We start from the raw sequence: 13,338 nt of genomic DNA on the forward strand, positions 1-13,338 counted from the left end.
GCCGTCGGGATCAGCTCGAACCACCGGGGCGCCGTGCTTCGCAGACGAACGCGAACGCCGAACGCTCGACACGCGTGATGACCACCGACAGGGCGACGTCTCCCCGCAGTTTGAGCTTCGGTCGCAGCACTGCGGGATCGACGTCGACACCTCGGACGAGAATTTCGGCCGAGCCGCAGCGCCTCGACGCCAACGCCTGCCGCAGTGTCTTCTCGGAATACTTGATCTGTTCGAGCACACGAAATCCGTTGACGCCCTCGGGAACCGAGTCGCCGGTCAGATAGGCGATTCGAGGGTCGAGTTGCCACAGACCGTGACGCGCACCGTAGTGCCGCACGAGTCCCGCGCGCACCACCGCCCCGTCCGGATCGACGATCCACTCGCCCACGGGGCCGGCGTCGATGTCGTCGGGTTCGGCGTCGGTCACCTCGAACGACGAACCGTCCGACGCCAACACCGTTGCGCGCCTACGCACTCCGTCGTGGGTGAGGCCCGTCGACCACAGACATGCCTCCCGCACACCGCCGCTCAGGGACACGACTTCGACTTCGCCCTCCCATCCGAGCCTGTCGAAGTCCAGACCGGGCGCACATTTGACGACCAGATCGTGTCCGGCATAGGCGCCCAGCAACGACGGTAGGGGCGGTTCGAGCGCCGCAGGATCGTGCGTGCGCCTTCCACCGGCACGCCTGCCCGGGTCCGCGAGTACGACCGTTCCACGAGTGGTCGGAGTCAGGGCATCGGCACGCAGTACCGCGACACCCGGGACGTTGTGCGATGCCATCCGTGTGCGCACCGGATCGAGATCGCTACCGACGACGGTTCGAGCAGTCGTCGACAGCGCCGCCAATTCCGTTCCGATGGAACAGGTCACGTCGTGTACGTCGCGACCCTCGAGACGCTGCGCGCGGCGTACGGCGACAGGTGTCGGTGTCGCCTGTTGGACGGCGTCGTCGGTCAGCAACCACCGCTCGGCTCCGTCGATCTTGGTAGCCGCCTTGCGCCGCAGACGCGTCGTCTCGACGAGTGCGGCGGTGCGATCTCCGTGCGCGGCACGCAGAATCGAGATGTCGGACAGCATCGACGCCGAGTCCAACGGCCGTTCGTCGACGTCGCGCAATGCGGCGACGCCGACATCGCTGGTCAGAAAGTCGATGTCGGCGCCGGTGAAGCCGTAACCCATGATTCGATCAGTCGGACTTCACTCCGGTGATCATCACGTTGTAGAAGAATCCGCGCGGCACCACGTGCCTGAGGACCTTCTCGTCGACCCAGCTGAGCGTCTTCCATCCGCCGAACGCGAACTTGGCCCAGTTCCATCCGAGCTTCTCCGCCGGAACGGCGGCTTCGAACGTACGCACCGGCCATCCGAGCAGTGCCGCGGCGAACTCTTCGGTCTGGGCCTGTACGTCCACCGCACCTGCGCTCCGCGCGATGTTCTCGAGGTCGGTGGGGTCGAAGGTATGCAGGTCGACGACGGCTTCCAGCGCCGCGGCGCGGGACGATTCGTCGAGTTCGGCCTGCGGCTTGCGCCAGCTCGCGAGGAAGGGCAGCTTGGTGACACGCGTGGTGGTCTCCCACGTCGCACGGCCGAGCCAGCGAGCGTAGAAGTTGCCCACGGTCGTCGGTTCGCCGGCGAACACGAAGCGTCCACCGGGCTTGAGCACGCGCAACACCTCGCGCAGAGACTGTTCGACGTCGGGGATGTGGTGCAGCACCGCATGGCCCACGACGAGGTCGAAGGTGTTGTCCTCGTAAGGGATCGTCTCCGCGTCGGCGACGCGTCCGTCGACATCGAGGTTCAGGTGCTCGGCGTTGCGCAGGGCGACCTTCACCATGCCCGGCGACAGGTCGGTGACCGAACCCTTCTCCGCGACGCCCGCCTGCATCAGATTGAGCAGGAAGAACCCTGTGCCGCAACCTAATTCGAGGGCACGACCGTACGGCAGGTCGTCCTGCGCACCCGGCTGGCCGCTGACCGCCTGGTCGAAACGCCCACGCGCGTACTCGATGCAGCGCTCGTCGTACGAGATCGACCACTTGTCGTCGTACGTCTCCGCTTCCCAGTCGTGGTACAGGACCTGAGCGAGCTTGGTGTCGCTCCGGGCAGCCTCGACCTGCTCGGCCGTAGCGTGCGGGTTGGGAGCAGGATCGTTCACGGCGCTTGCGGCAGACGATGCGGGTGCATCGGAGTTGCCGTCGTGTGGGCTTGCAGTCATGAGGGCAGCCTACTATCCGGTAGTGAATGAACAAGTTCCAGTTTTGCCGACCTCACTCGCCGACGAACTCCGCCTTGCCAGGTCCGTTGGCAACGAAGGATTCCATGCCGATGGTGCGGTCCTTCGTGGCGAACAACGCGGCGAACTGCTGAGCCTCGATCTTCAGACCGGTGTTCAGATCGGTGTCGAGCCCCTGATCGATAGACGCCTTCGCGGCGGCGAGAGCGCGGGCCGCACCCGTCGTGAACTGCGACGCCCACGCACGTGCGGCGTTGTAGACCTCGTCGGGGGCGACGACCTCGTCGACCAAGCCGATGCGCAGAGCCTCGTCGGCTCCGACGAACCGACCGGTGAAGACCATGTCCTTCGCCGTGCTCGGACCGACCAGGCGCGCAAGCCGCTGGGTACCACCGCCGCCGGGAATGATGCCGAGAAGAATCTCCGGGACACCGAGCTTGGCGTTGTCGCCTGCGATACGACGATCCGCGCCGAGCGCGACCTCGAGTCCGCCTCCGAGTGCGTAGCCGGTGATCGCGGCGACGACGGGCTTCGGGATGGCAGCGAGCGACCCGAGCGCGGACTGCAGATCACCGATGATGGCCGACATCTGCGCGGCCGTGAGCTCGAGCATCTCCTTGATGTCCGCGCCTGCCGCGAATACCTTCTCGCCGCCGTACACGATGACGGCCTTGACCGACGAGTCGACGGTGGCCGCCCGGGCCGCGTCGCGAATCTCTTCCTGCACTTGACGATTCAGCGCGTTCATGGGGGGACGGTCCAGGCGGATGGTGCCGATGCCGTCTGCTACCTCGAGAGTCACGTACTCAGCCATGGCGCTCACGCTACCGGTAGGCGGACCTAACGGTCTGCCCACGGGTGGGTGCTGCCCGCGTAGTACGCGTCCTGGCCCGGAAAATCGACGCGTAGTTCGCCGTCGGAGTGGTAGAGATCCGGCTGGATGGGCGTGACGTCGGGCGACGCGGCCAGGACGGCATCGACACCGTCGAACGTCGTCAGTCCCGCGAGTTGACTCCACGTCGGAGGCAGCAGGATCGTCGCGCCGCGACGCCAGTCCTCCAGCGCAGCATCCAGCGAACGCCATCCGACCGACGCCGCCTCACTGGTCTCGCCGTCCGCGGTCTGCCCCTCCGGCACCACCGCGACGAAGAACCGGGTGTCGTAGCGACGCTTCTCCCCCACCGGCGTGATCCAGTTCGACCACGGACGCAACAGGTCGGCGCGCAACACCAACTCGTTGCGCGTCAGGAACTCGCCGAACGTCTGCTCCCGTCGTTCGAGTGCACCGCGGTCGTCGGCGAAGCGGCGCGTGTCCGAAACGACGGAGTCCGCAGTCGGTCCGGCGAGCAGGACGCCGCATTCTTCGAACGTTTCCCGCGCCGCCGCACACACGAGCGCTGTGGCCTTGCGCTCGTCCACACCGAATCGTTCGGCCCACCAGGACGCGCTCGGTCCGGTCCACTCGAGTCCGGTGTCGGCGTCGGCGTCGGACAAGTCGACGCCTCCCCCGGGAAACACCGTCATGCCGCCGGCGAACGCCATGCCACCGACCCGTTCCAGCAGGAACACCTCGATACCCGCAGCCGCGTCGCGCAGAAGAATCACGGTCGACGCGTCGCGCACCGGGACGTCGGCGAGATCGGACGGGGTCGAGGCACCGCTGGCTGTGGACATTGAAGGAAATCTACCGGACTTACGTAACGGCCATCACATCAGCGGCGGTGCTGTGCTCCGGCCCGCGTACGGCGCGCGAAGAATCTGCCGTCGACGCGATCGAGCGTGATCGACTGGCTGAACGCTTCGGTCAGGTTCTCGGCGGTGATGACGTCGTCGACGAGGCCCTGCGCGACGACTCCACCCTCCTTGAGCAACAGTGCATGCGTGAAGCCCGGTGGGATCTCCTCGACGTGGTGCGTGATGAGCACCGTCGCGGGCGCGTCCGGGTCGGCGGCGAGATCGGCCAGGCGGGCGACGAGCTCCTCGCGTCCACCGAGGTCGAGACCCGCGGCCGGCTCGTCGAGAAGAAGTAGTTCCGGGTCGGTCATGAGGGCGCGAGCGATCAGCACACGCTTGCGCTCGCCCTCGGACAGAGTTCCGTAGGTGCGGTTCGCGAGGTGTTCGGCACCGAGGCTCTCGAGCATGTCGACGGCACGCTCGGTGTCCATGTCGTCGTACCGCTCACGCCACCGGCCGAGCACGCTGTACCCGGCGGACACGACGAGATCGGCGACGGTCTCGTCGGCCGGAATGCGGTGGGCCAGCGCGGAGGAGGACAGACCGATGCGCGGTTTGAGGTCCGCGACGTTGGCCTTGCCCATCACTTCACCGAGCACGTGTGCGACGCCCGAGGTGGGATGCACCTCGGCAGCTGCGATGCGCATCAACGACGTCTTGCCTGCCCCGTTCGGACCGAGGACGACCCAGCGCTCGTCGAGCTCCACCTGCCAGGTCACAGGGCCGACAAGCGTCACACCACCTCGCCTGATGAGTACGTCGTCGAAGTCGATGAGGAGATCGGGATCTGGTTCGGACACGAGGTCTATCTTGTCCCACATTCGTCGGGCTTTCACGGCAGGATCTGTATGCGTGTCGTCCAATGTTCATCACACCGTCGGCGAGCCCGACTCGGCGAATCGTCCCGCACCGGGGTCCCCTTTCCCGCTCGGGGCAACAGTCGGCGAAGGTGGTACGCAATTCGCAGTCCACTCGCCCGACGCCGATGGCATCGAGATCTGCCTGATCGACGACGACGGCGGCGAGCGTCGCATCGCACTCGGCAGCCGTACGTACGGCGTCTGGCATGGGTTCGTCGAGGGCGTCGAAGCAGGAACGAAGTACGGAATCCGAGCGCACGGCCCGTGGAACCCGTCGGACGGCCGCAGATTCAATCCGCAGAAGATTCTGCTCGATCCCGCCGCGCGCACGATCCACGGCACCGCCGGATCGGCGGAGGCTCTCCTCGCCTACGAGGACGACCCGTTCGGGCGTCCGAACACCGTGGATTCACTGGGCCATGTGCCGCTGGCGGTCGTTACCGCGCCCGACGTACCTCCGAGCGCACCCCGGCCCGGCATCCCGTGGGATCGAACGGTCGTCTACGAGATGCACGTCGGCGCGTTCACTGCCCGGCACCCGGACGTACCGGCCGAGCATCGCGGCACCTATCTCGGACTGACGGCCCCCGCAGTACTCGACCATCTCACCCGCCTCGGCGTGACGACCGTCGAACTGCTGCCGGTGCATGCGACGATCACCGAGCCGGGCGTCCGTGCTCGCGGGATGCGTAATCACTGGGGATACTCGACCGGCGCGTTCTTCGCGCCCGATCCACGGTTCGCGTCGACGCCGGGAGCCGAGATCGCCGAATTTCGCACGATGGTCGACGCGCTGCACTCGGTCGGTATCGAAGTGATACTCGACGTCGTCTACAACCACACGTGCGAGAGCTCGGTCGACGGCCCGTCCATCAGTTGGCGCGGGCTCGACGCGCCCGGTTACTACCTTCTCGACGGACGTGGCCACGACGTCGACCTGACCGGGTGCGGAAACACGACCGACTCGGCGTCACCTGCTGTCGTACGCATGGTCTGCGACAGTCTTCGCTACTGGGCGACGGACATGGGTGTCGACGGGTTCCGTTTCGACCTCGCGAGCACGCTCGGCCGCCCCGCGTGGCGATTCGATGCGCGCGCACCGCTTCTGACTGCGATCGCGACGGATCCCGTGCTGTCGACACGCAAACTGATCGCCGAACCGTGGGACGCGACAGGCGCCGGCTATCAGGTCGGCGGGTTCGGCGCGATGTGGTCGGAGTGGAACGACCGGTACCGCGACACCGTCCGTCGGTTCTGGGCGGGACAGACCGGCGTGCGTGAACTCGCCTCTCGCATAGCGGGTTCCGAGGATATCTTCGGCGGTGACGTCCGAAAGCCCTGGGCCTCGGTCAATTTCGTGACTGCACACGACGGCTTCACCGCCCGCGATCTGGTGTCGTACTCGCGCAAGCACAACGACGCGAACGGTGAGGACAACCGAGACGGCACCGACAACAACATCTCGGAGAACCACGGTGTCGAGGGCCCGACCGACGATCCCGATGTCATCGCTGCGCGGGGCCGCCACGTCCGCGCACTGCTCGCCACGCTGACCCTGTCGACCGGGACGCCGATGCTGTTGGCCGGCGACGAGATCGGACACACGCAGGGCGGCAACAACAATGCGTACTGCGTGCCGGAGGATGCACCCGCGGATCGGTCGTGGGCCATCGACTGGGAGTCCGCCGACCGCGATCTCCTCGCGTTCGTCTCGCGACTGTTGCGGATCAGGCGAAGCGCCCCGTCACTGCGCCAGCAGGAATTCTTCTTCGGGCGCGATACTCCCAGCGGCAGGCCGGATCTCGTCTGGTTCGACGGACGCGGCAACGAACTGACGACCGACCAGTGGCACGACGATTCGATCCGCACCATCCAGGCATGGGTGGACGGCGGCGACGTCCGCTCCTACGCCTCGGACGGGCATCGCGTCGACGACGCCAGTTCGCTGCTCGTACTGCACTCCGGCGGCCCGACCGAGGTATCGCTGGCGTGCCCGCCCTGGGCGGCCGAAAGATTCGTCGCCGTCTTCGATTCCAGCACTGCCGACGGCACGCCCGTCGACGCGACGGCCATCGATGCGGGTTCGCCACTGTCGCTGTCGGGTTCGACCGTGCTCGTGCTGCGCAGCGTCGGGAGGTGATGGACGAAGAACTGCACGATCGGCCCGATACCGAAGGCGTACAACAGGGTTCCGATTCCGGCGTTGCCGCCGAGCAGCCAGCCCGTCGCGAGGACGGTGATCTCGATGCAGGTGCGAACCAGACGGATCGACAGGCCCGTTCGCGCCACGAAGCCCGTCATCAGTCCGTCACGCGGGCCGGGTCCCATGCCCGCACCGATGTACAACGCCGTCGCGAAGCCGTTGGTCACGATGCCCGCCAGCATCAACGGAATGCGGACCGCGAGCGAATCGACGTCGGGTAACCACGCGAGCGACACGTCGACTGCGATCGCGATGACGACGACGTTGCTGACGGTCCCCAATCCTGGCTTCTGGCGCAACGGAATCCACGCCAGCAACACCAGAATCCCCGTCACGGCCGTGATGGTTCCGAAGCTCAGATCGACGTGCCGACCGATCCCCTGATGAAAGACGTCCCACGGATCGAGGCCGAGCCCTGCCGTGATCATCGCGGCCATCGACAGTCCGTACAGCCATAGTCCGATGTACAGGGCGCCGAGGCGCAGTACGAGATTCCTGGCCGATCCGGACGAGATGTTCGATGTACGCATGCATTCAGTGTCGAGCACACTGGATGCCGCAGAAACGGCCAGTTTCGAAGCGGTGGACCCTATCGCCACATCTCGGGTGCGACGCCGACGACCGTCATCGAGCCGGGCGCCACCTCCGTGAATCCGGCGTCGCGTACGGCTGCGGCGCGACCGGCGTCGACGAGTGCGCGGGCTGTCGCCCACTGCTGGGCGTTCGCGTCGCGGACCGAACACGCGAAACCGCGTGCCGCCCATGCTTCGCACTGCTCGGTCGACATCGTTCCGGCGAGCAGCATCGACGCGTGCCCGACCTGCGCTGCAGCCTTTCCCACGGTCATCTCGAGCGCCGGGTCGATCCAGAGCACCGGAAGGTCGTCGGCCACCCGATCCGGTTCGTCGTGACTCAGATCGGTGCCGCCGATCTGCAGTCTCCTGATCCGCGCATCGAGGTCGCCGACGCGTCCGGGAACCAGGGCACGGGCCTGCGCGTCGCCGACGTCCACGGTCACGCCTGGCACATCCTGCGCGGCGGTCCAATGGGCCCCACGAGCTCGTCTGGCCACCTTGCGGATGCGTGACGACGTCCACGCGCGGAACGACTCTTCCCATTCCCCGCCCGGTCCGACGCGCTCGTCGAAGCACAGCGCGACCGAGGCCGACGCCGCCGCTTCGAGCAACCGACTACGCGGCGGTGGATCGGCCTTGGGGATGTTCAGCACGATCGGCATCGCGAGGACGTCGGCGGGGTCGGCGGGGTCCGGTCGTCCCCCGTAGCCCTCCGCGAGGACGGCGTGTCGTTCGGCGAACGTGCTCCGCGGTGTGTCCTCGATCGGCGACTCGCTCACAGGATCGGAACGCGTCGCACACCGCCGTCGACGGCGTCGGCTGCCTCGATCTCACCGCGTGTGACGCCGAGCATGAACAGCACGGCGTCGAGGTACGGGTGCGAGATCGCCGTGTCGGCGATCTCGCGGAGGGCGGGTTTGGCGTTGAAGGCAACGCCGAGACCCGCCGCGGTGAGCATGTCGATGTCGTTGGCGCCGTCACCGACAGCGACGGTCTGCTCCATCGGCACCCCGGACTGGGCTGCGAACTCACGCAGAGCGATTGCCTTCGCGGCACGGTCGACGACCTCGCCGACGACGCGGCCGGTCAGCTTGCCGTCGACGATCTCCAGAGTGTTCGCGCGAACGAAGTCGAGTTCGAGTTCGTGTGCGAGGCCTTCGATCACCTGGCGGAATCCACCGGACACGACACCACACGAATATCCGAGCCTGCGGAGCGTTCGAATGGTCGTCCTCGCACCCGGAGTGAGTTCGAGGTCCTCGCCCACCTCGTCGATCACCGATGCGTCCAGGCCTGCCAGCGCTGCGACGCGTTGGTGCAGCGACTCGGTGAAATCGATCTCACCGCGCATCGCGGATTCGGTGACCGCGCGAACCTCGGCTTCCCGACCGGCCTTGGCGGCAAGCATCTCGATCACTTCACCCTGGACGAGCGTCGAGTCGACGTCGAACACGATGAGCCGCTTGGAACGCCGCGCGATTCCCGCCCGTTCGACCGCGACGTCGACGCCGACCCCCGCGGCGATCTCGGACAGCCCCGTTCGCAGCTGACGATCGGCGTCGGGCGAGGTGTTGGTCGTCGACACCTGCAGTTCGAGGCCGGTGACCGGGTAATCGGCGACGCCACGAATCGAGTCGATGTTCGCACCCTGCCGCGCGAGCTCCCGCGAGAGGGTGCTGAACGCGCGGGCGGTGACCGGACGGCCCAGAACGACGACGACGTGTGTCGGAAGTCCGGGCTTGCCGTTCTGGTCCGCGCCGATCTCGACGTCGACATGCACGCCGACCGTCGACATGGCCTCTTCGAGTTCTTCCTGCAGGTGTTCGGGATCTCGGGGGCAAATCAGCAGTACGCCCAGTGTCAGGCGTCCCCGGATGACGACCTGTTCCACGTCGAGCAGGGTCACCTCGTGACGTGAGAGCGCAGCGAACAGAACCGACGTGACGCCAGGCTTGTCCGGCCCGGTGACCGTCACGAGTACAGCGGTGTCCGATGACGCCACCGGGTCTCCCTTCACGCGCGGATCCGCATCGCGTGCGAATCCGCTGTCCGAATGTGGTCGTGGGTTTCGATTCTTGCAAGCGAAGAGCCCCGCCCGGGTACCGGGAGGGGCTCTTCGGGTCTATCGCGTACCTGCTACTTCAGATCCCTGCCTGGATCCGGGTCGCCGGAGTGCTCGTGGTCGCTCGTACTGATGGGTGCACGGCGTGCCTGTTCGAGTACTTCGGTGGTGTGTCCGCCGTGGCTGCCGGGTCCGACGTGGGCTTCGGAGCGCATGCGTTCGACCATGTGTGGGTAGTGCAGCTCGAACGCGGGACGCTCGGAACGGATACGGGGCAGTTCGGTGAAGTTGTGACGCGGCGGCGGGCAGGAGGTGGCCCATTCCAGCGAGTTGCCGTAGCCCCACGGGTCGTCGACGGTGACGACTTCGCCGTACCGGTAGGACTTGAACACGTTCCACACGAACGGCAGCGTCGACGCACCGAGCACGAACGCACCGACCGTGGAAATGATGTTCAAGGTGGTGAACCCGTCCGAGGACAGGTAGTCCGCGTACCGGCGGGGCATGCCCTCGTTCCCGAGCCAGTGCTGGACCAGGAACGTGCCGTGGAACCCGAGGAACGTCAACCAGAAATGCCACTTGCCGAGACGTTCGTCCATCATCCGGCCGGTCATCTTCGGGAACCAGAAGTAGATTCCGGCGTAGGTGGCGAACACGACCGTGCCGAACACCACGTAATGGAAATGCGCGATCACGAAGTAGGTGTCGGTGACATGGAAATCGATCGGCGGCGACGCGAGCAACACACCCGACAAGCCACCGAACAAGAAGGTGATCAAGAAGCCGATGGAGAACAGCATCGGCGTCTCCAACGTCACCTGCCCCCGCCACATGGTGCCGATCCAGTTGAAGATCTTCACACCCGTCGGCACCGCGATCAGGAACGTCATGAACGAGAAGAACGGCAACAACACCGCGCCGGTGGCATACATGTGGTGCGCCCACACCGCGATCGACAACGCAGCGATCGCGATCGTCGCGTAGATCAACGTGGTGTACCCGAACATCGGCTTACGCGAGAACACCGGGAAAATCTCGGAGACGATCCCGAAGAACGGCAACGCGATGATGTACACCTCGGGGTGACCGAAGAACCAGAACAGGTGCTGCCACAACAACACCCCACCGGTGGCCGGGTCGAACAGATGCGCACCCAGATGCCGATCCGCCGCCAACCCGAGCAGCGCCGCGGTCAACAACGGGAACGCCAGCAGGATCAGGATCGAGGTGACCAGAATGTTCCAGGTGAAGATCGGCATCCGGAACATCGTCATTCCCGGCGCCCGCAGACAGATCACCGTGGTGATCATGTTCACGCCACCCAAAATGGTGCCCAGACCAGCAACCGCCAGACCCATGATCCACAGATCCGCACCCACACCCGGCGAATGCAACGCCGACGTGAGCGGGGTGTACGCGGTCCAGCCGAAGTCCGCCGCGCCACCGGGGGTGATGAACCCGGCCGTGGTGATCAACGCGCCGAACAGATACAACCAGTACGAGAACGCATTCAACCGCGGGAACGCCACATCCGGGGCGCCGATCTGCAACGGCAGAATGTAATTGGCGAACCCGAACACGATCGGCGTCGCATACAACAGCAACATGATCGTGCCGTGCATGGTGAACAACTGGTTGTACTGCTCGTTCGACAGGAACTGCATCCCCGGCACAGCCAACTCGGCGCGCATCAACAACGCCATCAACCCGCCGACCAAGAAGAACGCGATCGACGTCGCGATGTACATGATCCCCAACACCTTGGGATCAGTCGTCGTCACCGCCTTGTGAATGAAAGAACCCTTCGGTCCCATCCGCGGCGGAAACGGCCGTGCCGCTTCCACAGCGGGAGTCGGCCTAGGCGCTAGGGCAGTCACTGATCCTCCTGAAGATGCGTCCCGTCGGCGAGCATGCGAGGGCACGTCCGGGTGTCTTGCGCTACGTCGAATCGTAGACCTTGACTCGGCGCCTCGCCTCACCGGTCCTACCGAGTGTCGTACTCGAACGTCGCACCTGCCCGGAACCGCGGCCGGATAGGGTGTGACGGCATCCGACTCCCGTTAGGAATTCCACGAGTTGTCCAGACAGTCGTTTCGGTCAGTCCCTGCTTCACTCCCGGCTCGTCGCATCACCGCACTCGCGCTCGCGGTCGGTGTTGCACTGACCGTCACGGCGTGCTCGGGTACCTCCGAGTCCGAGGACAACGCGTCGACCATCGTGCGTAGTACGACGAACGTCGCGGGGGCAGGCGTCGTCGGAAACAACCGTCCGACGACCGGGCTGTGCCCCGCGACCGCGCCGCTCGACCCGACCGGCATCGAAGGTTCGGTGCGACCTGTCGGCCACAGCGAAGGAATCAGCGAGATCCCGGCGGACCCCATGCGCATCGTCGTGTTGGACGCGGCCGCACTGGACGCCACCTGCGCGCTGGGAGTGTGGGAACGCGTCGTCGGCGCGTCGACGCTGGATCCGGACTTCCGCGGTGACGGAGACCAGGAGTTGTATCTCGGTACCGGAATTGCCGAGATCCCCGGCGTCGGAACGGTCGACTCACCGGATCTGGATGCCATCGCCGGGCTGAACCCCGATCTGATCATCGGCGCCGACTCGCTGGGCACAGAGACCTACCGATCGTTGAGCGGGATCGCGCCGACGGTCTTCACCTCGTCGGATTCCGGGTGGAAGGGCACGTTTCTGCAGTCCGCAGCCGCGCTCGGACGTGGACAGACCGGTTTCGACGAGCTGGCGCGCTTCACCGCCGACGCCGAACAGGTCGGGCGCGATGTGAAAGCCACCCAGACCCAAGCATCGGTCGTCCGATTCCTGCCCGACTCGATCGTCACCGACGGCCCGTCGTCGTTCGCGTCCGAGGTGCTCGCCGAGGTCGGCGTCGGCCGGCCGCCGTCACAGCAGGACGCCGAGAACACGGTGCCCGCCGACGATCTGTCCGCAGTCGAGGGCGACATCGTCTACGCCCGATTCGACGGAGACGACGGCGAGTCGTTCGGCACCGACGTGATGGACGGGGACGGCTGGAAGGACCTCGGCGCCGCGAAGGACGGTCGAGTGTTCGTCGTCGACGACACCGTCTGGTCGAGCAGCGGCATTGTCGCGGCTCGCGCGATGCTTGCGGATGTGACGAACTCGTTGAACGCGTACGTTTCCTGATATGCCGATCCCCGAGTTCGTCCTCGCCCTGCGCAGTCGGATCGGTACGTCGCCTCTGTGGCTGTCGGGGGTCAGCGCGGTGGTCCTCGACGCCGACGGACGAATCCTGCTGACGCGTCGCCGCGACAACGGGCTCTGGGCCATCGTGTCCGGCATCCTCGAACCCGGTGAAGAACCCGGGCCCGCCGCGCTGCGCGAGATCGCCGAGGAGACGGGCCTGGGCGCCGAACTCGTCCGACTCACGAGCGTCGACGTCACCGAGAAGATCACCTACCCGAACGGCGACGTCGCCCAATACCTGGACCTCACCTTCCTCGCCCGCCACACCGACGGCGAAGCCCGCGTCGCCGACGACGAGAACCTTGCGGTCGGCTGGTTCGACGTCGACGCATTGCCCGACGACCTGACCGACACCTCGCGGCTGCGAATCTCCAAGGCGCTCAGCGGGTCTGCGGAAGCCTGGTTTCGGCGCTAGCCCCCACCCCGCCCGGACCGAGGG

At 66.2% G+C, this 13,338-nt stretch carries 11 protein-coding genes; 3 read left to right on the top strand and 8 right to left on the bottom strand.

Annotated elements, in window-relative coordinates; genetic code table 11:
- Positions 1–10: 10 nt before the first annotated feature.
- From RhoFasB10_RS21035 to RhoFasB10_RS21055, 5 genes are read right to left on the bottom strand one after another with little or no spacing between them, the layout of a single operon-like run.
- Positions 11–1,183, bottom strand: a complete 1,173-nt coding sequence (locus RhoFasB10_RS21035; RefSeq protein ID WP_068428377.1) for an SAM-dependent methyltransferase — start codon at positions 1,181–1,183, stop codon at positions 11–13.
- Between the two features lie 7 nt (positions 1,184–1,190).
- Positions 1,191–2,219 (bottom strand): class I SAM-dependent methyltransferase, encoded by a 1,029-nt coding sequence (locus RhoFasB10_RS21040; RefSeq protein WP_068428373.1) that lies wholly within the window; start codon positions 2,217–2,219, stop codon positions 1,191–1,193.
- Positions 2,220–2,271: 52 nt separating this feature from the next.
- On the bottom strand, positions 2,272–3,051 hold the full coding sequence (locus RhoFasB10_RS21045) for an enoyl-CoA hydratase/isomerase family protein (RefSeq protein ID WP_068428371.1): 780 nt from the start codon (positions 3,049–3,051) through the stop codon (positions 2,272–2,274).
- Positions 3,052–3,077: 26 nt separating this feature from the next.
- The gene (locus RhoFasB10_RS21050; protein WP_068428369.1) at positions 3,078–3,911 is read right to left on the bottom strand and encodes an NUDIX hydrolase; all 834 of its coding nucleotides are present in this window, start codon (positions 3,909–3,911) and stop codon (positions 3,078–3,080) included.
- A gap of 38 nt (positions 3,912–3,949) precedes the next feature.
- Positions 3,950–4,792, bottom strand: coding sequence for an ABC transporter ATP-binding protein (locus tag RhoFasB10_RS21055; protein ID WP_068428365.1), 843 nt, complete (start codon positions 4,790–4,792; stop codon positions 3,950–3,952).
- Positions 4,793–4,823: 31 nt separating this feature from the next.
- Between RhoFasB10_RS21055 and glgX the strand changes: the two genes are divergently transcribed.
- Positions 4,824–6,971, top strand: coding sequence for a glycogen debranching protein GlgX (glgX, locus tag RhoFasB10_RS21060; protein ID WP_346764446.1), 2,148 nt, complete (start codon positions 4,824–4,826; stop codon positions 6,969–6,971).
- Between the two features lie 652 nt (positions 6,972–7,623).
- Here the strand turns inward: glgX and RhoFasB10_RS21070 are convergent.
- From RhoFasB10_RS21070 to ctaD, 3 genes are all read right to left on the bottom strand, one after another.
- The gene (locus tag RhoFasB10_RS21070) at positions 7,624–8,388 is read right to left on the bottom strand and encodes an aminoacyl-tRNA hydrolase (protein WP_346764447.1); all 765 of its coding nucleotides are present in this window, start codon (positions 8,386–8,388) and stop codon (positions 7,624–7,626) included.
- Positions 8,385–9,611 (bottom strand): phosphoserine phosphatase SerB, encoded by a 1,227-nt coding sequence (gene serB / locus RhoFasB10_RS21075; RefSeq protein WP_167678387.1) that lies wholly within the window; start codon positions 9,609–9,611, stop codon positions 8,385–8,387. Before serB ends, RhoFasB10_RS21070 begins: the two co-directional genes overlap by 4 nt.
- 134 nt (positions 9,612–9,745) lie before the next feature.
- Positions 9,746–11,548 (bottom strand): cytochrome c oxidase subunit I, encoded by a 1,803-nt coding sequence (gene ctaD / locus RhoFasB10_RS21080; RefSeq protein WP_167678389.1) that lies wholly within the window; start codon positions 11,546–11,548, stop codon positions 9,746–9,748.
- A gap of 199 nt (positions 11,549–11,747) precedes the next feature.
- On the opposite strand from ctaD, the gene RhoFasB10_RS21085 reads away from it, so the two are divergent.
- Together RhoFasB10_RS21085 and RhoFasB10_RS21090 are read left to right on the top strand one after the other, a co-directional pair.
- Complete coding sequence (locus RhoFasB10_RS21085) at positions 11,748–12,839, top strand: ABC transporter substrate-binding protein (protein WP_206031176.1); 1,092 nt, start codon at positions 11,748–11,750, stop codon at positions 12,837–12,839.
- 1 nt (position 12,840) lies between these two features.
- Positions 12,841–13,314, top strand: coding sequence for an NUDIX domain-containing protein (locus RhoFasB10_RS21090; RefSeq protein ID WP_068421289.1), 474 nt, complete (start codon positions 12,841–12,843; stop codon positions 13,312–13,314).
- Positions 13,315–13,338 lie beyond the last annotated feature (24 nt).

Source organism: Rhodococcus sp. B10 (genome assembly GCF_011770055.1).
In the GTDB taxonomy this organism is placed as follows: Bacteria; Actinomycetota; Actinomycetes; order Mycobacteriales; family Mycobacteriaceae; genus Rhodococcoides; species Rhodococcoides kyotonensis_B.

Excerpts from the sequence above, each read along its gene's own strand:
- RhoFasB10_RS21055 (WP_068428365.1), bottom strand. The coding sequence starts at position 4,792 with ATGTGGGACAAGATAGACCTCGTGTCCGAACCAGATCCCGATCTCCTC.
- RhoFasB10_RS21045 (WP_068428371.1), bottom strand. The coding sequence starts at position 3,051 with ATGGCTGAGTACGTGACTCTCGAGGTAGCAGACGGCATCGGCACCATC.
- RhoFasB10_RS21035 (WP_068428377.1), bottom strand. The coding sequence starts at position 1,183 with ATGGGTTACGGCTTCACCGGCGCCGACATCGACTTTCTGACCAGCGAT.
- RhoFasB10_RS21050 (WP_068428369.1), bottom strand. The coding sequence starts at position 3,911 with ATGTCCACAGCCAGCGGTGCCTCGACCCCGTCCGATCTCGCCGACGTC.
- RhoFasB10_RS21090 (WP_068421289.1), top strand. The coding sequence starts at position 12,841 with ATGCCGATCCCCGAGTTCGTCCTCGCCCTGCGCAGTCGGATCGGTACG.
- RhoFasB10_RS21040 (WP_068428373.1), bottom strand. The coding sequence starts at position 2,219 with ATGACTGCAAGCCCACACGACGGCAACTCCGATGCACCCGCATCGTCT.